This window comes from Ancylobacter sp. GW821-FHT10E12, from assembly GCF_058809335.1.
Window position 1 is genome coordinate 52275 of the sequence record NZ_JBXASN010000005.1, and the last position, 21221, is coordinate 73495.

General features: G+C 69.3%; 20 protein-coding genes. 10 read left to right on the forward strand and 10 right to left on the reverse strand.

All coding sequences use genetic code 11. The annotated features are described in order from the left end of the window. Nucleotides 1-141 precede the first annotated feature (141 nt). The 7 genes from dnaK to rpsU all read left to right on the forward strand — a co-directional run bounded on the left by dnaK (nt 142) and on the right by rpsU (nt 6730). Nucleotides 142-2040, forward strand: a complete 1899-nt coding sequence (gene dnaK / locus AC1RU4_RS08040; RefSeq protein ID WP_492890540.1) for a molecular chaperone DnaK — start codon at nt 142-144, stop codon at nt 2038-2040. 200 nt (nt 2041-2240) lie between these two features. Then, nucleotides 2241-3383 carry a molecular chaperone DnaJ gene (gene dnaJ, locus AC1RU4_RS08045; RefSeq protein ID WP_492890541.1) on the forward strand — a complete coding sequence of 381 codons (1143 nt, stop codon included), beginning with the start codon at nt 2241-2243 and terminating at the stop codon, nt 3381-3383. Between the two features lie 189 nt (nt 3384-3572). Then, nucleotides 3573-4268 carry a class I SAM-dependent methyltransferase gene (locus tag AC1RU4_RS08050; RefSeq protein WP_492890542.1) on the forward strand — a complete coding sequence of 232 codons (696 nt, stop codon included), beginning with the start codon at nt 3573-3575 and terminating at the stop codon, nt 4266-4268. A 32-nt stretch (nt 4269-4300) separates the two neighbouring features. Continuing rightward, nucleotides 4301-4897, forward strand: coding sequence for an NADPH-dependent FMN reductase (locus tag AC1RU4_RS08055; protein ID WP_492890543.1), 597 nt, complete (start codon nt 4301-4303; stop codon nt 4895-4897). 37 nt (nt 4898-4934) lie between these two features. Then, the gene (pyrF, locus tag AC1RU4_RS08060; protein ID WP_492890544.1) at nt 4935-5663 is read left to right on the forward strand and encodes an orotidine-5'-phosphate decarboxylase; all 729 of its coding nucleotides are present in this window, start codon (nt 4935-4937) and stop codon (nt 5661-5663) included. A gap of 10 nt (nt 5664-5673) precedes the next feature. Continuing rightward, the gene (locus AC1RU4_RS08065) at nt 5674-6297 is read left to right on the forward strand and encodes a DUF1330 domain-containing protein (protein ID WP_492890545.1); all 624 of its coding nucleotides are present in this window, start codon (nt 5674-5676) and stop codon (nt 6295-6297) included. Nucleotides 6298-6490: 193 nt separating this feature from the next. Further along, nucleotides 6491-6730: a 30S ribosomal protein S21 gene (gene rpsU / locus AC1RU4_RS08070; RefSeq protein WP_213755039.1), complete on the forward strand. Its 240-nt coding sequence runs from the start codon at nt 6491-6493 to the stop codon at nt 6728-6730. A gap of 395 nt (nt 6731-7125) precedes the next feature. On the opposite strand, the gene AC1RU4_RS08075 is transcribed toward rpsU, so the two are convergent. The 6 genes from AC1RU4_RS08075 to AC1RU4_RS08100 all read right to left on the reverse strand — a co-directional run bounded on the left by AC1RU4_RS08075 (nt 7126) and on the right by AC1RU4_RS08100 (nt 11265). Continuing rightward, the gene (locus tag AC1RU4_RS08075) at nt 7126-7398 is read right to left on the reverse strand and encodes a hypothetical protein (RefSeq protein ID WP_492890546.1); all 273 of its coding nucleotides are present in this window, start codon (nt 7396-7398) and stop codon (nt 7126-7128) included. Nucleotides 7399-7619: 221 nt separating this feature from the next. Beyond that, entirely contained in the window at nt 7620-8123 is a 504-nt protein-coding gene (locus AC1RU4_RS08080; RefSeq protein ID WP_492890547.1) for a tyrosine phosphatase family protein, read from the reverse strand. A 13-nt stretch (nt 8124-8136) separates the two neighbouring features. Then, nucleotides 8137-8784, reverse strand: a complete 648-nt coding sequence (locus AC1RU4_RS08085) for an HD domain-containing protein (protein ID WP_492890548.1) — start codon at nt 8782-8784, stop codon at nt 8137-8139. Continuing rightward, a complete protein-coding gene (locus tag AC1RU4_RS08090; RefSeq protein WP_492890549.1) occupies nt 8781-9395 on the reverse strand; it encodes a DNA-3-methyladenine glycosylase I in 615 nt (204 codons plus the stop codon). The genes AC1RU4_RS08085 and AC1RU4_RS08090 overlap by 4 nt, the downstream gene beginning before the upstream one ends. Beyond that, a complete protein-coding gene (ygfZ, locus tag AC1RU4_RS08095) occupies nt 9395-10240 on the reverse strand; it encodes a CAF17-like 4Fe-4S cluster assembly/insertion protein YgfZ (protein WP_492890550.1) in 846 nt (281 codons plus the stop codon). Before ygfZ ends, AC1RU4_RS08090 begins: the two co-directional genes overlap by 1 nt. A gap of 218 nt (nt 10241-10458) precedes the next feature. Then, on the reverse strand, nt 10459-11265 hold the full coding sequence (locus AC1RU4_RS08100; protein WP_492890551.1) for a Crp/Fnr family transcriptional regulator: 807 nt from the start codon (nt 11263-11265) through the stop codon (nt 10459-10461). A gap of 238 nt (nt 11266-11503) precedes the next feature. Between AC1RU4_RS08100 and AC1RU4_RS08105 the strand changes: the two genes are divergently transcribed. Beyond that, nucleotides 11504-12562: a sensor histidine kinase gene (locus AC1RU4_RS08105; RefSeq protein WP_492890552.1), complete on the forward strand. Its 1059-nt coding sequence runs from the start codon at nt 11504-11506 to the stop codon at nt 12560-12562. 121 nt (nt 12563-12683) lie between these two features. Continuing rightward, nucleotides 12684-14018, forward strand: coding sequence for a dihydroorotase (locus tag AC1RU4_RS08110; protein WP_492890553.1), 1335 nt, complete (start codon nt 12684-12686; stop codon nt 14016-14018). Nucleotides 14019-14186: 168 nt separating this feature from the next. Here AC1RU4_RS08110 and truA read toward each other — a convergent pair whose 3' ends face one another. Continuing rightward, entirely contained in the window at nt 14187-14936 is a 750-nt protein-coding gene (gene truA / locus AC1RU4_RS08115; protein ID WP_492890554.1) for a tRNA pseudouridine(38-40) synthase TruA, read from the reverse strand. Between the two features lie 107 nt (nt 14937-15043). Between truA and polA the strand changes: the two genes are divergently transcribed. Further along, the gene (polA, locus tag AC1RU4_RS08120; RefSeq protein ID WP_492890555.1) at nt 15044-18004 is read left to right on the forward strand and encodes a DNA polymerase I; all 2961 of its coding nucleotides are present in this window, start codon (nt 15044-15046) and stop codon (nt 18002-18004) included. A gap of 205 nt (nt 18005-18209) precedes the next feature. On the opposite strand, the gene cysW is transcribed toward polA, so the two are convergent. From cysW to cysP, 3 genes are all read right to left on the reverse strand, one after another. After that, nucleotides 18210-19088 carry a sulfate ABC transporter permease subunit CysW gene (gene cysW / locus AC1RU4_RS08125; RefSeq protein ID WP_492890556.1) on the reverse strand — a complete coding sequence of 293 codons (879 nt, stop codon included), beginning with the start codon at nt 19086-19088 and terminating at the stop codon, nt 18210-18212. 2 nt (nt 19089-19090) lie between these two features. Continuing rightward, the gene (gene cysT / locus AC1RU4_RS08130; protein ID WP_492890557.1) at nt 19091-19912 is read right to left on the reverse strand and encodes a sulfate ABC transporter permease subunit CysT; all 822 of its coding nucleotides are present in this window, start codon (nt 19910-19912) and stop codon (nt 19091-19093) included. A gap of 145 nt (nt 19913-20057) precedes the next feature. After that, nucleotides 20058-21083 (reverse strand): thiosulfate ABC transporter substrate-binding protein CysP, encoded by a 1026-nt coding sequence (gene cysP / locus AC1RU4_RS08135; RefSeq protein ID WP_492890558.1) that lies wholly within the window; start codon nt 21081-21083, stop codon nt 20058-20060. Between the last annotated feature and the right edge of the window lie 138 nt (nt 21084-21221).

The following is a 21221-nucleotide window of genomic DNA, read 5'->3' on the forward strand; positions in this document are numbered from 1 at the left end:
CGGCGGCGAACGGCGCGGGGCAACGCGCCGTACCCAATCGATTGGGGGCCGGTCCGGGGGAACGGCGCGGCGCACGCGCCCGTCCCGTTCCTCTCCGGGTGCTTCACGAGGTCCGGCCGGCCTGCCAGAAGGAGAATATTCATGTCTAAAGTCATCGGCATCGACCTCGGAACGACCAATAGCTGCGTGGCGGTCATGGAAGGCTCCACGCCCAAGGTGATCGAGAACGCGGAAGGCGCGCGCACGACGCCCTCCATCGTCGCCTTCACCGAAGACGGCGAGCGCCTCGTCGGCCAGCCGGCCAAGCGCCAGGCGGTCACCAATCCCGAGCGTACCTTCTTCGCGGTGAAGCGCCTCATCGGCCGCCGCTACGACGACCCCATGGTCGAGAAGGACAAGAAGCTCGTCCCCTATTCCATCGTGAAGGGCGACAATGGCGACGCCTGGCTGGAGTCGGACGGCAAGAAATACTCGCCCTCGCAGATCTCCGCCTTCACGCTGCAGAAAATGAAGGAGACCGCGGAGGCCTATCTCGGCGCCAAGGTCGACAAGGCGGTCATCACCGTCCCGGCCTATTTCAACGACGCCCAGCGCCAGGCCACCAAGGACGCCGGCCGCATCGCCGGCCTCGAAGTGCTGCGCATCATCAACGAGCCGACCGCGGCCGCGCTCGCCTACGGCCTCGACAAGAAGCAGGCCGGCGTGATCGCGGTCTACGACCTCGGCGGCGGCACCTTCGACGTGTCGATCCTGGAGATCGGCGACGGCGTGTTCGAGGTGAAGTCCACCAATGGCGATACGTTCCTCGGCGGCGAGGACTTCGACATGCGCCTGGTGAACTACCTGGCGGACGAGTTCAAGAAGGAGCAGGGCATCGACCTGCGCAACGACAAGCTCGCGCTGCAGCGCCTCAAGGAGGCCGCCGAAAAGGCGAAGATCGAGCTGTCGAGCGCCAGCCAGACCGAGATCAACCTGCCCTTCATCACCGCCGACGCCACCGGGCCGAAGCACCTGACGCTGAAGCTGACCCGCGCCAAGTTCGAGGCGCTGGTCGACGATCTCATCCAGCGCACCGTCGAGCCCTGCAAGAAGGCGCTCAAGGATGCCGGCCTCACCGCCGGGCAGATCGACGAAGTGGTGCTGGTCGGCGGCATGACCCGCATGCCGAAGGTGCAGGAGATCGTGAAGCAGTTCTTCGGCAAGGAGCCCCACAAGGGCGTCAACCCGGATGAAGTGGTCGCCATCGGCGCCGCGATCCAGGCCGGCGTGCTGCAGGGTGACGTGAAGGACGTGCTGCTGCTCGACGTGACCCCGCTCTCGCTCGGCATCGAGACGCTGGGCGGCGTGTTCACCCGCCTGATCGACCGCAACACCACCATCCCGACCAAGAAGAGCCAGGTGTTCTCCACCGCCGAGGACGGCCAGACCGCGGTCACCATCCGCGTGTTCCAGGGCGAGCGCGAAATGGCGGCGGACAACAAGATCCTCGGCCAGTTCGACCTGGTCGGCATCCCGCCGGCGCCGCGCGGCGTGCCGCAGATCGAGGTCGCCTTCGACATCGACGCCAACGGCATCGTCAATGTCTCGGCCAAGGACAAGGGCACCGGCAAGGAGCAGCAGATCCGCATCCAGGCCTCGGGCGGCCTGTCGGATTCCGACATCGACAAGATGGTGAAGGACGCCGAGGCGCATGCCGCCGAGGACAAGAAGCGCCGCGCGCTGGTGGAAGCCAAGAACCACGGCGAGGCGCTGATCCACTCGACCGAAAAGGCGCTCGCCGAGCATGGCGACAAGGTCGGCGCGCCCGAGAAGGCCGCGATCGAGACCGGGATCACCGAGCTGAAGGCGGCGCTGGAAGGCGACGACGCCGAGACGATCGCCGCCAAGACCAACGCGCTGGCGCAGGCCTCCCTCAAGCTCGGCGAGGCGATGTACGCCGCGCAGTCGGGCGGCGAGGGTGATGCCGGCGGCGCGCCGAAGGACGACGTGGTCGACGCCGAGTTCACCGAGGTCGACGACGACAAGAAGAAGTCGGCCTGATCGCCGATGCGACGCACCGCCCCGGGAGCCTGCTTCCGGGGCGGCCTTGCATGAGGGATGCGGGGATGCCGACGGCCGTCAGGTCGCGGCAAGCTTCCTGCATGTGACAGGCCCGAATGTCCGCCAGCCCCGCGCGTCCGCCAGTGGACCCGGCGGGAAGGCTGGCTCAGGACGGAAGAGATTCGGCGGCACGACGATAAATGGCCAAAAGCGATTATTACGAGATTCTCGAGGTCACCCGCACCTGTACGGATGGCGACCTGAAGACGAGCTATCGCAAGCTCGCCATGAAGTGGCATCCCGACAAGAATCCCGGCAATGCCGAGGCGGAGGCGCGCTTCAAGCAGATCAGCGAAGCCTATGACGTGCTCAAGGACGCGCAAAAGCGCGCCGCCTATGACCGCTTCGGCCATGCCGCCTTCGAGAATGGCGGGGGCGGCGGACCGGGCTTCGGCTCCGACTTCGCCTCGACCTTCTCCGACATTTTCGACGACCTGTTCGGCATGAGCGGTGGAGGCGGCGGCGGGCGTCGCGGCGGGCGTGCCTCGGGCCGCGAGCGCGGGGCGGACCTGCGCTACAACATGGAAATCACGCTGGAGGAGGCGTTCGGCGGCAAGGACGCCACCATCCGCCTGCCGACCTCCATCATCTGCGAGACCTGCACCGGCACCGGCGCCAAGCCCGGCACCCAGCCGACCACCTGCCGCACCTGCGGCGGCGCGGGGCGGGTGCGCCAGGCGCAGGGCTTCTTCACGCTGGAGCGCACCTGCCCGACCTGCCAGGGCCGCGGCCAGGTGATCGAGGACCCCTGCGCGGCCTGCGCCGGCGCCGGCCGCGTCACCAAGGAGCGCACGCTGCAGGTCGCCATTCCCGCCGGCGTCGAGGACGGCACCCGCATCCGCCTCGGCAACGAGGGCGAGGCCGGCGCGCGCGGCGGCCCGTCGGGCGATCTCTACATCTTCCTGTCCATCGCCCCGCACGACTTCTTCCAGCGCGACGGCGCCGACCTGTTCTGCCGCGCGCCGATCTCGATGGTCACCGCCGCGCTCGGCGGCAGCTTCGAGGTGCCGACCATCGACGGCGACAAGACCAAGGTGAAGATCCCCGAGGGCACCCAGTCCGGCAAGCGCTTCCGGCTCGCCGGAAGGGGCATGCCGGTGCTGCGCACCCGCACCCGCGGCGACATGTATGTGCAGGTCGTGGTGGAGACGCCGCAGAACCTCACCCGCCGCCAGCGCGAATTGCTGACCGAATTCGAGGCGGAATGCTCCAAGGAGACCCACCCGGAAGCGAACGGCTTCTTCGCCAAGGTGAAGGATTTCTTCGCCGGCGATGCCGAGTGAGACGGCCCGATGATGTGGGACCGGTGATGTAGCCGGGCGACATGTCATGCGCATGTAACGGCGGCGTCATCCGCATGCCTTAACATCGGCGGATATCCGCTTTAGTGTTTCCGAAGTGTTTCCGAGACCCGCGTTTTCCATCCCGTGTCATCGCGGCTGCCCCCGGGCGGCGCCTGGAAGTGAAGTGGTATGCTGCAGCGCTCCTCGACCCGCCGGCCGTTTTCCAAGCTCTCCCTCCCGAAACTCACGGATTGCAAGACGTCGGACGGCAAGGCGTCGGACGGTAAAACGTCGATCAGGAAGCCCCGCCTCGACGACGAGGTGCGCTTCCTGCAGTCTTGGTTCCAGAATCCGCTGCGCACCGGCGCGGTCTCGCCCTCCGGCCGGGCGCTGGCCCGCACCATGGCCGGCTATGTCGAGCCGGACCATGACGGGCCGGTGATCGAGCTCGGCCCCGGCACCGGCCCGGTGACCGCGGCGCTGATCGCCCGCGGCATCGCCCAGGAGCGCCTGGTGCTGATCGAGTACAACCCGGAATTCTGCACCCTGCTGAAGACCCGCTATCCGCAGGCCACGGTGATCCAGGGCGACGCCTACGACATGCAGACGACACTGGACGGCACGCTGGGCAAGCCGGCGGTGGCGGTGGTGTCCAGCCTGCCGCTGTTCACCCGGCCGGCGCCGGAGCGCGAGCGGCTGGTGCAGCAGGCCTTCGATCTGTCGCGGCCCGGCGCGCCGTTCATCCAGTTCACCTATGCGGTGGTGTCGCCGGTGCCGCCGGCGCCGGAGCGCATCCACGCCCATCGCAGCCCGCGCGTGTGGCGCAACCTGCCGCCGGCCCGCGTCTGGGTGTATCGTGCCGCCGAGCCCGCCGTCGCCGCGTGAGCGGCCGCGCCAGAGAAGAGACGAAGCCGACGATGAGAGCGCCGCGCATCCTGTGTTTCGCCGGCTCGATCCGCACCGGGTCCTATTCGGCGAACCTCGCCGCGCTGGCGGCGCGGGAGCTGGCGCTGCTCGGCGCCGACACGGTGCATATCTCGCTGGTCGACTATCCGCTGCCGATCTACGACGCCGATCTCGAGGCCGCCGAGGGCATGCCGGAAGCGGCGCGGCAGCTGCGCGACCAGCTGGCGCTGGCCGACGGGGTGTTCATCGTCACGCCGGAATACAATGCCGCGCTGCCGCCGCTGCTGAAGAACGCCATCGACTGGGCGAGCCGCGCCAAGCCGCCGGCCGCCGGCGGCGGGCATGACCCGTTCAAGGGGCCGGTCTTCGCCATCGGCTCGACCTCGCCCGGCGCGCTCGGCGGCTACCGCGCGGCGATGATGCTGCGCCAGGTGTTGGCGCTGGGCCTGAGCGCGCTGGTGCTCGCCGAGCAGGCGATGGTGCCGGCGGCCCACCAGGCCTTCGCCGATGGCGGCGATTTCAAGGACGAACGGCAGCTGGAGCGCTTGCGCGGAACGCTGCGCGCGCTTATCGACCAGTCGGCGCTGCGCGCGGGCCTGCGCGTCTGACGCGCCTTGAGCGTCCACAGCGCCGGGAGACCCATTGATGAGCATCGAAGCGCGCCCCGCGGTCGCCGATCCGCGCGACCGGCTGATCGTCGCCCTCGACCTGCCGTCGCTGCGCGCCGCCGAGGATACCGTCTCGCGCCTCGGCGACACCGTCACCTTCTACAAGATCGGCTATGAGCTCGGCTTTGCCGGCGGGCTGGGCTTCGCCCGCGAGTTGATCGGCGAAGGCAAGAAGGTGTTCGTCGACTTCAAGCTGCACGACATCGGCAACACGGTGGCGCGCGGCGTCGCCAGCGTCGCCGCCATGGGCGCGAGCTTCCTCACCGTGCATGCCTATCCGCAGACCATGCGCGCGGCGATGGAGGGCAAGGGCGCCAGCCCGCTGCGCATCCTCGCGGTCACCGTGCTCACCTCCTATGACGAGGCCGACCTCGCGGAGGCCGGCTATGCCGCCGGCGTCGAGGCCACGGTGCGGCGCCGGGTGGAGCAGGCGCGCGAGACGGGCATCGACGGCATCGTCTGCGCCCCGACCGACGCGGCGGCGGTGCGCCGGGTGCTGGGCCCGCGCCGCGCCATCGTCACTCCCGGCGTGCGCCCGGAAGGCGCCGCCGTCGGCGACCAGAAGCGCATCGCCACCCCTGCCGCCGCCATCCGCGCCGGCGCCGACCATCTCGTGGTCGGCCGCCCGATCGTCGCCTCGCCCGACCCCGCCGCCGCCGCGCGCGCGGTGCAGGCCGAGATCGCCGCCGCTTTGTCCGCCAGCTGAAAGAAAGACCATGGCCAAGGGATACTGGATCGTCCGCCTCGATGTGAGCGACGCCGAGCACTACAAGGACTATGTCGCGGCGAGCGCCGCCGCCTGGGACGTCTACGGCGCCCGGCACCTGGTGCGCGGCGGCGAGTTCGAGGCGGTCGAAGGGGTGGCGCGATCGCGCAACGTGGTGGTGGAGTTCAAGGATTACGACACCGCTTTGGCCTGCTGGAACTCGCCGGAATACGCCGCCGCCTATGCCATCCGCCGGCAATATTCGGTCGGCGAGCATATCGTGATCGAGGGCTACGAGGGCGTGCAGCCGGCGGCCGGGGTGATCGACGGGCCGGCGGGCGGGCCGGGCACCGGCTACTGGATCATGCGCATCGACGTGCACGACACCGAGGGCTACAAGCCCTATATCGCCGCCGACGCCGCGGCGATCGAGGCATATAAGGGCTGGTTCCTGGTGCGCGGGGGCAAGCACGAAGTGGTGGTCGGCCCGGCGCGCTCGCGCAATGTCGTGCTGGCCTTTAGGGATTACGACACCGCGCTGGCCTGCTACCGCTCGCCCGAGTACCAGGCGGCCTATGCGTTCCGCAAGCAGGCCGCCGAGGCGGAAGTGATCGTCATCCGCGGCGCGCTCTAGGCCGCCGGGGTTCCCCGCCGGGCGGATATGGATTCGCCCGGCCGGACCGCGCGGCCTGTGGACAAGCCGGGCCGGTTCTGCTATCTGCGCACACCTTGATCGGATATGCGCGGTCCCGACCTGAAATCGGGACCCCGATCCGGTCGGCGAATTCAACGCATACGCGAAAGCGACGGCACGAAGAGGAAGACACGTGCAGGTTCTCGTTCGGGACAACAATGTCGATCAGGCCCTGAAGGCCCTCAAGAAGAAGATGCAGCGCGAAGGCATCTTCCGCGAAATGAAGCTGCGCGGTCATTACGAGAAGCCTTCCGAGAAGCGCGCCCGCGAGGAGGCCGAGGCCGTCCGTCGCGCGCGCAAGCTGGCGCGCAAGCGCGCCCAGCGCGAGGGCCTGCTGCCGTCCAAGCCGAAGGTCGTGCCCGGCGCCCGCTGATCGCGGCGGCCCCTTCCCGGGCCACCCGAATGATTGCCGAACGAGCGCGGTGACGATGTCGCCGCGCTTTTTGGCGTTTGTCCCGGCCTATGAACCCGCGGCGATGGGAGGAGCACGACGACCGGGAACGGCTCCGATCCCTTCTACGCCGGTCGCCCATCGCAATGCGGATTGCCTCGGTAGCGCTGCGCTGATCGCCGGCGATGTCGAGGAACGGCCGGCTTCTACCGTCGGCAAGGCTGGCGGAGGCTGGAGACGGGGCTGGATGGGCTCGGCATCGCGGGCCTGACGCCGGGCGGCTGAGCGCCTTCCATCGACGGGGAACGGGTCACGCCGGGGACGTCAGGCATGCGCGCCCGATCGCGCCGGGCTCCAGGCCCTGCGCGCGAAAAATATTACTGGCGATTCAGCGGGACGGTGTATTCGCCGGCGCGGATGCGCTCGGCCAGACGGGCGGCGAAATCGGCCGCGGCGTCTTCGCCATAGGTGGCGACCATCGAGCGGATGGCGGTGAACAGCGCCGCCTGGGCGAGGCAATCCTCGTCGAGGCCGTCATAGACCGCCTCGTTCCATGCCTCATCGAGATAGGCGAGCGCAGCGTGGCGTTCGTCCTCCTGCGCGCGTTCGGCGGCGGGATCGATGGCGGTCGGGTCGGTAATCTCGGACAAATCGGCACCTCCGGGCGTGTGGAATGCGCCCGACTCACCATAGCACGGTGATTCGGACGTTCCCCCCAAGTTTTGAAGGAGGGTTAACGGCGCGCCGAAAATCGCCGACTTGTGTCTTTTCGGCCGCGCTGTTGCTCAATAGCGGCAGAGTAAGGCCGGAGCATGTTGGGGCAGGGAGCGGGCGCCCCTCGTGTCGGACATCCGCCCGAGGGTCGACGGCGTCAAAGCACGATCTCGAACGGCTCGCCTTCCATCGCCTCGCGGCCGCGGCCGATGGAGGCGACGGCGCTGATCATGCGGCCCTGCCGGCCCAGTGCGGCATCGGCCAGCGCGACCAGCAGCGCGTTCGGCGTCGCGCTCGGGGAGGCCTCCCGCAAGGCGTGGGCGATCGCCATCTCGTCCCGCTCCGGCGCCAGCGCGCAGGCGGCGACGAAGGCGGAGGCGGTGGAGCGGCTGATGCCGGCGAAGCAGTGCACCACCAGCGGCGCCTGCCGTGGCCAGCGGCGGGCAAAGCCGAGGATCGCCTCGACATGGGCCTGCGCCGGATGGATCAGCCCGTCCTGCGGCGCGGTGATGTCGTTGAAGCCGACGAAGAGATGGTCCTCCGCCCGGATCGTCACCGGGCGCACCACCGGCGTGCCGACATTGATGACGGTGAGCACATGCGAGGCACCCGTGCGCGTCACCGTCTCCTCGAGCCGCGACAGCGGGCAGACGTGAATCATATCGGCCTCCCGATCATGGGGCACCTGCGGCCAGGCGGTCTTCCGCGGGCTGGCTCGCGAGTTCGTCGAAGCGGGCGAGGAAGCGCGCCTTGGCCTCGCCGGCGCTCCACGGAGTCAGATAGTCCCGCTCGGCGGCGGGGTCGAGCGGAAACGGCGTGCCGAAGAAGCGCCTGGCCTCGCCGACCTCGAAGCCGGCGAGGCGGGTGGCCTCCAGGAAGGCGCTCGCGCGGTCGGCGGCCTTGACCTTCTTCACCAGCGTCGCCGGCCAGACCGGCGGCAGGCCGAAGCGCAGGCTGACGGCGGCCAGCAGCCGCGCCTCGACCGCCTTGTAGTTGCCGCCGAGCACCGCCTTGAACGGGCTGATCATGTCGCCGACCACGTATTCCGGCGCATCGTGCAGCAGCATGGCGAGGCGCCAGCGCCGGTCGAGGTCGAACCCGGCGGCGGCGGCCTGCCGGCGGGCGATCACTTCCACCAGCACCGAATGCTGGGCGACGGAGAACACGTTCTCGCCGCCGGTCTGGCCGTTCCAGCGGGCGACGCGGGCGAGGCCGTGGGCGATGTCCTCGATCTCGATGTCGAGCGGCGAGGGATCGAGCAGGTCGAGCCGCCGGCCGGAAAGCATGCGCTGCCACGCGCGGGGCGCAGGCGTGGCCTTCATGGAGCATCCCCCGGACGCACCCCGAACGTGCGCGCGCCGTGGCGGTGGCAGGTGACGACATGGTCGTCGACCATGCCGACCGCCTGCATGAAGGCATAGACGATGGTGGGGCCGACGAAGTTGAAGCCGCGGCGCTTCAGCTCCTTCGACATCGCCTGCGCCACCGGCGAGGTGACGATGGGCGGCGCGTCCGGCTCGCGGGCATTGTCGAGCACCGGGCCGTTGATCTCCCATAGCAGCTTCGAGAAGCCCGGCCCCTTGTCCATGATGTCGAGCCAGGCGCGGGCGGAACGGATGGTCGCCTCGATCTTGGAGCGGTTGCGCACGATGCCGGCATCGCGCATCAGCGCCTCGACCTTTTCCGGTCCGTAGTCGGCAATGATCGCCGGCTCGAATCGGTCGAAGGCGCGGCGGAAGCCCTCGCGCTTGCGCAGGATGGTGATCCAGGCGAGCCCGGCCTGGAAGCCGTCGAGGATCAGCTTCTCGAACAGGGCGCGGTCGTCATGCTCCGGCACGCCCCATTCGCCGTCGTGATAGGCGACATAGAGCGGGTCGGTGCCGCACCACTGGCAGCGGCGGATCCCATCGGCGTGAACGTGCATGTCGGCCATCAGGCGGCGCTCCCGGTTCCGGGAATGGGGAAGGAGGCCCAGGCGAGCGGCTCGGGCACCAGCGTGGCGCCGTCGGCCTCGATGGCGAGGCCGGCCGCGCGGGCCTCGGCGAGGCGGTCGAGGCGGACCAGCGCCAGCAGCCGCCCCTCGACGCCGGAGCCGACGGTGCCCAGCGTCTTGCCGCCGGCGAGGATCGGCGTGCCGGGAGCCGGCGGGGCGCCGCACACCGCGAAGGGGATGAGCCGGGTGCGGGCGGTGCCGCGATGCTGCATGCGGCTGACGATTTCCTGGCCGACATAGCAGCCCTTGTCGAAATCAACGCCGTGCAGCTGGTCCATGTCCGCCTCGTGCGGGAAGGCGTCGGCATAGGCGAAGTCGCGCCCGCCCTCCGGCACGCCGAGCGCGACCCGGTGCGCCTGCCAGTCGGCCTCACCGGCGGTGGTCTCGACCTCGGCGCCGGGGGCGAGCAGGAAGCGGGTGCCGAGCGCCGGCAGGCGCGGGTCGGCATAGGCTGGCGCGCCGGCCGGCGGCGCATCGCCGCCCCAGGCGACGCCGACGCGCCAGCCTTCCAGCGGCACGATCTCCAGCTTGGCGCGCAGGCGATAGAGCGCGAGGCGCTTCAACAGCTCCGGCAGGCGGTCCGCCGGCGCCTCGAGGCGGAAGCCGCCCTCCACCGCCAGCAGGAACAGGTCGCTGACGATCTTGCCCTGCGGGGTCAGCAGCGCGCAAAAGCGGGCGTCGCCGGCCTCGGGGGTGCGGGCGGTGAGCAGGTTGTCGAGGAAATGCGCCGCCTCGACGCCGTCGACGCGGGCAAGGGCGCGCTGTTCGAGAAGAGCGATGGGCATGGGCCGCCTCCCGGCACGACGTTCGGCACCACGCGCGCCCGATCGATCAATGCGGATGTGTTGCGGCGCGGGCAAGCCGGCCGTGTCGCACAGGTAAGACCAGCGGCCGGCCGGGGCAAGAGCGAAGCGGGAAGGAGGTCATGGCGAAACGGGGGACGTCGACGGCGGAGCGAGCCGCCGCCGCGGGAAGGACGGCATGAACCGTGGGGAAGCCGCCCTCAGGAACGGAACTGGGCCGCGCGGGAGTCGACATTGGCGCCATGGCCGCCGGTGAAATCGCCGCTGGGATAGACGCCGCTCAGCACCTCGTCGAAATGGCGCACCACCGCATTGGCGCAGTCGCAGCTGATCTGCTGCAGCTTGGCCGCGTCCTTCACCACCAGCCGGCCGCGGCGGGTATCGACCGCCCCCGATTCGCGCAATGAATGCAGCACCCGGCCGATATAGGAGCGCCCCACCGCCAGCATCGAGGCGAGCTGTTCCTGGGTGAGGCGCACATTCTCGTCGCCGGTGCGGTCCATGGCGCTGAGCAGCCATTTGGCGGTGCGCTGCTCGATGGAATGGGCGGCGTTGCAGCCCACCGACTGGAAGATCTGCGCCAGCAGGCAGTCGGCATAGCGCGCGAACAGATGGCGCAGGCTGAGCGACTGCTCCTTGGCGCGCTCCAGTTCGGCGCTGTCGAGCCGCAGGAACGTCCCGCCGATCTGCACCACGGCGCGGCAATAGGCCGGCAGCCGGCCCTGGCTGACGATGCCGCCGACCGCGCCCTCGCGCCCGACCATGCCGACCTCGGCGGGCCGGCCGTCCTCCAGCATCACCATGAAGGACACCAGCGTCGGCCCACAGGGGAAATAGACCGTGCGCACGTCGTCGCCCGGCTCGTAGAGCACCGCGCCGGCCGGCCGGTCGAGCCGCATGAGATGGCCGCGCAGCAACGCGAAATCGCCTTCGCGCAGCGCCGCCAGCAGGTTGTTGCCGGTCGCAGCGCCGTTGAACGCGATATTGGCCGTCCCGGTACCGTTCATGTTGTTCTCCCTGCCTCGTGCCTGTGCCTCGTGATCGCCGCACTGGCAACGCAGTAGGGGACCAAATGTTCACCAGTGCGCAGAACTCCGTTCGCGTGCCCTCTACAAGGGGATTGTCGCAGGTATGGGAGAGGGGATTCGTCGGTGGCATCCGCGTCGAAGGTGATCCGGTACGGACGATCGCGCGGGAGCGACGATCGCGGCCGCCCTCGCGCGTGCGAGCCAGCCGCGCGGCGTCATGTCTGAACCGCATCCCGCACGCCGCCTCTCCGGGAATTCGCTGTTCTGGAAGCTGGTGGAGGCGGCACGGCCGCTGCGCCGGCACGCCTGGATGGGCGACGCCTTCGGGGTCGCCATGTTCGCCACCGCGCTCGGCACCCGATTCGCCGTCGACGACGTGCTGCCGCCGGACTTTCCCTTCCTCACCTTCTTCCCGGTGGTGATCCTCACCACGTTCTTCTGCGGGCTGCGGCCGGGAATCACCTGCGCGGCGCTGTCGACCTGCGCCGCCTGGTATTTCTTCGTCGGTCCGTCGACCGGCATGAGCCTGCTGAACGGCCAGGCGCTGCTGGCGCTGGCCTTCTTCATCTCCATCGCCGCCATCGACATCGCGCTGATCCATTTCACCTTCGGCGCCGCCGAGCAGTTGCGCGTGGAACAGGAGACCACCGCCCGGCTCTACGAGAACCAGCGCATCATGTTCCAGGAGCTGCAGCACCGCGTCGCCAACAACATGCAGTTCGTGGCGGCGCTGCTGAGCCTGCACAAGCGCCGCGCCGCCGACGATCCGGCGCATGCGCTGATCGCGCTCGACGAGGCCCGCGCCCGGCTCGACACCATCGCCCGCATCCACCGCCGGCTCTATGCGCCCGAGCGGCTCGACATGCCGACCGACCAGTTCCTGCGCGAATTGTGCGGCGACCTCATCGCCGCCTCCGGTGCCGAGGGCATTGCCTGCAGGGTCGATTCGCCGGACCTGCCGCTGAACGTGACGCAGCTGACCACGCTGTCCATGCTGGTCGCCGAGATCGTCACCAATTCGTTCAAGCACGCCTTCGCCGCCGGCGCCGCCGGCACGGTGCGCATCGCCGTCACGCCGCGCGGCCCGCAGCGCTACGAGATCGCCATCGGCGACGACGGGCGCGGCATGCCGGCGGGCATCGACCTTGCCCGCAGCCAGAGCCTCGGCTGGCGGATCATCCAGGGCCTCGCCACCCAGCTGGGCGGGCAGGTGGAACTCGCCGGCACCGCGCCGAGCGCGGGCACGCTGGTGCGGGTCGCGTTCACGCTCGCCTGACGGCCGCGCGGATCGCTTTCCCGCCGCGCCGACGGCGCAAACCCCGTTCCCGCACGGCCCGACTTGGTTTAAGAGCGCCCCGCAGCTTAATCTCCCGCGCGCTCCTACCGGCGAGGACACCATGCCCCAGACCTTCGACCTCATCCTCAAGGGCGGCACCGTGGCGAACCAGGACGGCATCGCCCTGCGGGACGTCGGCGTCACCGGCGGGCGCATTGCCGGCATCGGCTGCTTCGACGCCGCGCAGGCCGGCGAGACCATCGACTGCACCGGCCTGCACGTGCTTCCCGGCGTGATCGACACCCAGGTGCATTTCCGCGAGCCCGGCCTCACCCACAAGGAAGACCTCGAATCCGGCTCGCGCGCGGCGGTGATGGGCGGGGTGACCGCGGTGTTCGAGATGCCGAACACCAACCCGCTCACCACCTCCGCCGACGCGCTGGCCGACAAGATCGCCCGCGCGACCAACCGCATGCATTGCGACTTCGCCTTCTTCGTCGGCGGCACCCATGAGAACGTGGCCGACCTGCCGGAGCTGGAAATGCTGCCCGGCGCCGCCGGCATCAAGGTGTTCATCGGCTCCTCGACCGGCTCGCTGCTGGTCGCCGACGATCCCGGCGTCAGGGCGATCCTCAAGGTGATCCGCCGCCGCGCGGCCTTCCATTGCGAGGACGAGCCGCGCCTTTCCGAGCGCAAGGGCCTTCGCGTGCCGGGCGATGCCTCCTCGCACCCGGTGTGGCGCGACGAGATCGCGGCGCTGACCGCCACGACGCGCCTCGTCAACCTCGCCCGCGAGGAGGGCAAGCGCGTGCATGTGCTGCACGTCACCTCGGCGCAGGAAATGGCGTTCCTGCGCGACAACAAGGATGTCGCCACCGTCGAGGTGACGCCGCATCACCTGACCATGGACGAGACCTGGTACACGAAGCTCGGCTCGCTGGTGCAGATGAACCCGCCGGTGCGCGACGCCCATCACCGCGCGGCGCTGTGGGCGGCGCTGGCCGATGGCGTCGTCGACGTGCTCGGCTCCGACCACGCCCCGCACACGCTGGAGGAGAAGGCCAAGCCCTATCCCGACAGCCCCTCCGGCATGACCGGCGTGCAGACGCTGGTGCCGATGATGCTCGACCATGTGAATGCCGGCCGTCTGTCGCTGGAGCGCTTCGTCGACCTGTCCAGCGCCGGGCCGGCCCGCATCTTCGACATCGCCACCAAGGGACGGATCGCGGTCGGCTACGACGCCGACTTCACCGTGGTCGACCTGAAGCGGCAGGAAACCATCCGCAACGGCTGGATCGCCTCCAAGCCGGGCTGGACGCCCTATGATGGGGTCGAGGTCACCGGCTGGCCGGTCGGGACCTTCGTGCGCGGGACCAGGGTGATGTGGGAGGGCGAGCTGACCGCGCCGTCGCAGGGCGCGCCGGTGCGCTTCATGGACGCGCTGAAGCCGCTGTGAGGCGACGCGCGGTGCGTCCTTCGAGGCGCGCCATGCGCGCACCTCAGGATGACGCAGGTCGGGTTATCGAAGACGGGTTGTCGAAGATCTGTCGTTGAAAGCCTCCGTCATGCTGAGGTGCCGGCCGCAGGCCGGCCTCGAAGCACGCAGACGCGACCCCACCGCCGCTCAATACCTCACCTCCGCCAGATAGAGCCCCGCCGAGGGCGCCATCGGGCCGCAGCGGGTGCGGTCGCGGGCTTCCAGCGCCCCGCCGACATCGGCGGGCGTCCAGGCGCCCTCGCCGACCTTCACCAGCGTGCCGACCATCGAGCGCACCTGATGGTGCAGGAACGACCGCGCGGCGGCGTGGATGCGGATCTCGCGGCCGAAATCCAGCGGCACCTCCTCCACCTCCAGCCGGTCCAATGTCTTCACCGGCGAGGCGGCCTGGCAGCCGATGGCGCGGAAGGTGGTGAAGTCGTGCCGGCCGATGAGATACCGCGCGCCCTCCGCCATCGCCGCGGCATCGAGCGGGCGCAGCACCCGCCAGGCGCGGTCGCGCTCCAGCGCGAGATCGGCGCGGCGGATGACGATGCGGTAGAGATAGCGCCGGCCGATGGCGGAGAAGCGGGCGTGGAAATCGTCCGCCGCCTTCTCCGCCGCCAGGATCGCGACCGGCAGCGGCCGCAGATGCGCGTTGAGGGCGTCGCGCACCGTGTCGGGCCGCCAGTCCTTCGTCAGGTCGACATGGGCGACCTGCCCGGTGGCATGCACGCCGGTATCGGTGCGGCCGGCGCCCTGCACATGCACGCGCTCGCCGGTGAAGCGTTCCACCGCGTCGGTCAGCGCGCCCTGCACGGAGGCGCCCGCGGCCTGGACCTGCCAGCCGATGAAGGGCGTGCCGTCATATTCGATGATGAGCTTGTAGCGGGGCATCAGGCTCTGTAACGCTGGCCGGGGCCGCCGTCACCTGTGCCGGCGTCTGCGCCCTTGCCCCGACCCGGCGGGTTCGGGCATCGTGCGCCCCCGAACCGGAGCCTCCCATGTCCGCCAATCCCGACCGCATCGACATCGTAGACCCCGGCGACCATGTCGTGCTGATCGACGGATCGGCCTATATCTTCCGCGCCTATCACGCGCTGCCGCCGCTGACCCGCTCCTCCGACAAGATGCCGGTCGGCGCGGTGGCCGGCTTCTGCAACATGCTGTGGAAGCTGGTGCGGGCACAGGGGTTTTCGCCGGCGCCCACCCATCTCGCGGTGGTGTTCGACAAGAGTGAGCAGACCTTCCGCAAGGACATCTACCCGCTCTACAAGGCGCAGCGCCCGGACCTGCCGGAGGACCTGCGCCCGCAATTCCCGCTGATCCGCGAGGCGACGCGCGCGTTCGATCTCGCCTGCGTCGAGCAGTCCGGCTTCGAGGCCGACGACATCATCGCCACCTATGCCGAGCTGGCGAAGAAGCGCGGCGCGCAGGTGACCATCATCTCCTCCGACAAGGACCTGATGCAGCTGGTCGACGGGCTGGTGCGCATGTACGACCCGATGAAGGACCGGGCGATCGGCACCGAGGAAGTGTTCGAGAAGTTCGGCGTGGCGCCCGAGAAGGTGATCGACGTGCAGTCGCTGGCCGGCGATTCGGTCGACAACGTGCCGGGCGTGCCGGGCATCGGCATCAAGACCGCGGCGCAGTTGCTCGCCGAGTTCGGCGACCTCGACACGCTGCTCGCCCGCGCCGGCGAGATCAAGCAGACCAAGCGCCGCGAGAACCTGATCGAGTTCGCCGACCAGGCACGGCTGTCGCGCGAATTGGTGACGCTGAAGCGCGACGTGCCGCTGGAAGTGCCGCTCGACGAGATCGCGGTGGTGGAGCCGGAAGGCAAGCGGCTGGTCGCCTTCCTCAAGGCGATGGAGTTCACCACGCTCACCCGCCGCGTCGGCGAGGCCTACGACATCGTCATCGCCGAGATCGAGCCGGATCCCAAGCTGGTCGCCGGCAGCGCCGCCTCCGAGGCGATGGCGGAGACGGCGGGCCTGCTCCCCGATGCCGAGGCCGCACCGGGCGAGCGCGGAAGCGTTGCCGCCGCGGGCGCGGGGGAGAGCTTCAACCCGACCGCCCTGGCGGCGAAGAAGGTGGCGCAGGCCACCGCCACCCCGGTCGACCGCTCGACATACGAGACGGTGATGGATGTCGCCCGGCTCAGGGCCTGGGTGGCGAAGGCGTTCGACCTCGGCGTGGTGGCCGTCGATACCGAGACCAATTCGCTCGACCCGATGCAGGCCGACCTCGTCGGATTCTCGCTGGCGCTGACACCGAACGAGGCCTGCTACGTGCCGCTGCAGCATGTCGGCGCCGGCGACGGGCTGTTCAGCGAAGGGCTGATCCCCGGCCAGATCCCGCTCGGCGAGGCGCTCGCGGTGCTGAAGCCGCTGCTCGAAGCGCCTTCCGTGCTCAAGATCGGCCAGAACCTCAAATATGACTGGCTGATCTTCGCCCGGCACGACGTCGAAGTGACGCCCTATGACGACACAATGCTGATTTCCTACGTGCTCGACGCCGGGGTGTCGCCGCACGGCATGGACCCGCTCTCCATGCGCTGGCTCGGCCACACGCCGATCAAATATGAGGAGGTCGCCGGCAAGGGAAAGGGCGCGGTGACATTCGACCGCGTTTCCATCGAGAAGGCGGTCGCCTATGCCGCCGAGGACGCCGGCGTCACGCTGCGGCTGTGGCAGGTGCTGAAGGCCCGGCTGGCGGCCGAGCGCAAGAGCGCCGTCTACGAGACGCTGGAGCGCCCGCTGGTCACAGTGCTCGGCAATATGGAGCGGCGCGGCATCCTCATCGACCGGCAGATGCTCTCGCGGCTGTCCGGCGACTTCGCGCAGGGTATGGCGCGGCTGGAGGCCGAGATCGGCGAGATGGCGGGCGAGAGCTTCAATCCCGGCTCGCCCAAGCAGCTCGGCGACATATTGTTCGGCAAGATGCAGATCCCCGGCGGCCGCAAGACCCCGACCGGGGCGTGGTCCACCGGGGCCGACGTGCTGGAGGAACTGGCCGAGCAGGGCCACGAGCTGCCGCGCCGCATCCTCGACTGGCGCCAGCTGCAGAAGCTGAAATCGACCTATGCCGACGCGCTGCCAACCTATGTGAACCCGCGTACCGGTCGGGTGCACACCTCCTTCGCGCTGGCGGCCACCACGACGGGGCGGCTCTCCTCCTCCGAGCCGAACCTGCAGAACATCCCGGTGCGCACCGAGGAAGGCCGCAAGATCCGCAAGGCCTTCATCGCGGCGCCCGGTCACAAGCTGGTCTCGGCCGACTATTCGCAGATCGAGCTGCGGCTGCTCGCCGAGATCGCCGACACGCCCTCGCTGCGGCAGGCGTTCCAGGACGGGCTCGACATCCACGCGATGACCGCCTCGGAAATGTTCGGCGTGCCGATCGCCGGCATGCCGGCGGAAGTGCGCCGGCGGGCCAAGGCGATCAATTTCGGCATCATCTACGGCATCTCGGCCTTCGGGCTGGCCAACCAGCTGTCGATCCCGCGCGAGGAGGCCGGCGCCTATATCAAGCGCTATTTCGAGCGCTTCCCCGGCATCCGCGCCTATATGGACGAGACGCGCAACTTCGCCCGCGAGCACGGCTATGTGGAGACGCTGTTCGGCCGGCGCTGCCACTACCCCGACATCAACGCCAAGAACCCGTCCATCCGCGCCTTCAACGAGCGGGCGGCGATCAATGCCCGCCTGCAGGGCTCGGCCGCCGACATCATCCGCCGGGCGATGATACGCATGGATGCGGCGCTGGCGGCGGCGAAGCTCGACGCCCGCATGCTGCTGCAGGTGCATGACGAGCTGATCTTCGAGGTGCCGGACGACGAGATCGCCGCGACCATCCCGGTGATCGCCAGGGTGATGGAGGAGGCGCCGCTGCCGGCGGTCGGCCTGCGGGTGCCGCTCAAGGTCGACGCCCGCGCCGCCGCCAACTGGGACGAGGCGCATTGAGGGCTGCAATGGCCTTGCTCCAAAGCCGCGACGTCAAACAATGAGGTCGCCCCCTCTCCCCGCCGGGGAGAGGGATGGGGTGAGGGGTCTTCGACACCTCCCAACCGCGTAGCCCCTCACCGGCCCGCGAAGCGGGCCACCTCTCCCCAACGGGGAGAGGGAAAGGAAGGCATCGCCGGGACGACGACCGCTCTCGGAACTGCCCTCAATGCGCCTCGGCGCGCGCGCGGTCGAGCCGCTCGATGATCGCCTTGGCCACCAGCGTCACCAGCGCCACCGCGGTGAGCAGCGTCGCCACCGCGAAGGCGGCGATGGCGTTGTTGTCCTGGTAGAGCAATTCGATCTGCAGCGGCAGCGTATTGGTCTGGCCGCGTATGTTGCCGGAGACGATCGACACCGCGCCGAACTCGCCCATCACCCGCGCATTGCACAGCGCCGCGCCGTAGAGCAGGGCAAAGCGGACATTGGGCAGCGTCACCCGCCGCAGGATGCGCCAGCCGCCGGCTCCCAGCGTCACCGCCGCCTCCTCCTCCTCAGAGCCCTGCGCGATCATCAGCGGGATGAGCTCGCGGGCGACGAAGGGCGCGGTGACGAACAGGCTCGCCAGCATGATGCCGGGCACGGCGAACATGATCCTGATGTCGTGCGCCTCCAGGAACGGCCCGAGCAGGCCCTGCGCGCCATAGACGAACAGATAGGCGACGCCGGCGATGATCGGCGAGATCGAGAAGGGCAGCTCCACCAGCGCCACCAGCAGGTTGCGGCCGGGAAAGGAGAACTTGGCGATGCACCAGGCGGCGGCGATGCCGAAGCCGATATTGATCGGCACCACCACCGCGGCGGTGACCAACGTCAGCCAGATGGCATATTGGGTGTCCGGTGCGGCGAAGGCGGCGGCATAGGGCTGCCAGCCATGCTTGAACGCCTCGGCGAAGATGGCGGCGAGCGGGGCGACCAGCACCAGCGCCGTCACCAGCAGCACCGCACCGATCAGCGTCCGGCGCGTCGCGGCGCCGCTGCCGACGCGGACGCGGGCGGCGAACTGCTCCTTGCGCGGGCGCGGGATCCGCGGCGGTCCGGCCATGCTCAGTCCTCCGTGCCGATCCGGCGCTGCTGCCAGAGCTGGATCATGTTGACGAGGAACAGCATGACGAAGGCGGTGGCGAGCAGCGTCGCGGCGATGGCGGCGGCGGCCGGGTAGTCATATTCCTCGATGCGGATGAAGGTCAGCAGCGACACCACCTCGGTCTTCATCGGCAGGTTGCCGGCGATGAAGATGATCGCCCCGAACTCGCCGAGCGAGCGGGCGAAGCCCAGCGAGGCGCCGGTGAGGAAGGCCGGGAAGATGGCGGGGAGGATGATGCGGGCGAAGATGCGCGCATCCGAGGCGCCGAGCGTGGCGGCGGCCTCCTCCACGTCGGCATGCAGGTCCTCCAGCACCGGCTGCACCGTGCGCACCACGAAGGGGAGGGAGGTGAAGGCCATGGCGACGGCGATGCCGAGCGGCGTATAGGCGACCTCGATGCCGAGCGACGCCAGCGGGCCGCCCAGCCAGCCGTTCTTCACCAGCAGCGCCGACAGCGCGAGGCCGGCCACCGCGGTCGGCAGCGCGAAGGGCACGTCGACCAGCGCATCGAGCAGCCGCTTGCCGGGAAACTCGTAGCGCGCCAGCACCCAGGCCAGCGCCAGGCCGTAGACGGCGTTGAAGGCGGTGGCGATGGCGGCGGTGGCGAAGGTGATGCGGAAGGCGGTGAAGGTGCGCGGGCCGCTTAGAATCGCGAGATAGCGCTCCCAGCCGACGTCCAGCGCCTGCCCGACCAGCGCACCGAGCGGCAGCAGCACGATGAGGCTGAGATAGAAGAGGGTGATGCCGAGCGACAATCCGAAGCCCGGGACGACGCGGTTCAACGGCTCGGCTCCTTGCGTCGGCGGCGGCTCGCGCACTCCAGGACGGCCAATGGCCGGGACATTCCCGGCCATGCCGCAATCAGACGCCGCTGTCCAGCGCTTATGCCGTTTTCACGCAATCATCGCGTGAAAATCCGGCGCCGCCTCACTGCCCGACGAAGAGCTGGTCGAGCTTGCCGCCGGAGGCGAAATGCACCTTCTGCACGTCCGCCCAGCCGCCGAACACGTCCTCGACCTTCACGAGGCGCACCGGCGCGAACTTCGCCTTGAACCGATCGGCGACCTTGGCGTCGACGACGCGGTTATTGCCCTCGGCGGCGATGGTCTGGCCTTCTGGCGAATAGAGCCAGGTGAGGTAGTCGGTGGCGATCTGGCGCGAGCCGCGCTTGTCGACCACCTTGTCGACCACCGCGACCGGGAACTCGGCGAGCAGGCTCACCGGCGGCACCACGACCTGGAAGTTCTTGTCCTTGTAGGCGTCCTTCACGCTGATCACCTCGGCTTCGAAGGAGATGAGCACGTCGCCCTGCTCGCGCTCGACGAAGGAGGTGGTGGCGCCGCGCCCGCCGGTGTCGAAGACGACGACATTGGACAGCAGCTTCTTGGCGAAGGCATCGGCCTTGGCGGCGTCGCCGCTGAACGTCTCCAGGGCGAAGGCATAGGCGGCGAGATAGGTGTAGCGGGCGTTGCCGGAGGTCTTCGGGTTGGGGAAGACCAGCTTCACGTCGTCGCGGACCAGGTCGTCCCAGTTCTTCACGTTCTTGGGGTTGCCGGGGCGCACCAGGAAGGCGGGGAAGGAATACCAGGGCGAGGAGGCGTTGGGCAGGCGGGCCTGCCAATCCTTGGCGACATAGCCCTTGTCGGCCAGGAAGGTGATGTCGGTGATCTGGTTGAAGGTCACCACGTCAGCCTCCAGGCCCTCGACGATCGAGCGGGCCTGCTTGGAGGTGCCGGCATGGCTCTGGTTGACCTTGATCGCCTTGCCCGTCTTGGCCTTGTAGGCCGGCTCGAAATCCTTGTCGATCGCTTCGAACAGCTCGCGGGCGACGTCGTAGGAGGCGTTGAGGATCGAGGTCGGCTCCTCCGCGCGGGCCGGCGTGGCGGACAGCACGAACGGCGCCAGCAGGGGCGCGAGGGCGGCGGCGAGGACGAGGCGGCGCGACGGGCGCATGGCAGGATCTCCGGGGACGCGGCGCCTTAAGCACCGAAAATATTCGTGAAATTTGGTATTTCACATTCGAATATGACCTAGCACGGCGATTGTCGTCGCGGAAGGGGATATTTGACCCGCCCGCCATCGCCGCGACGC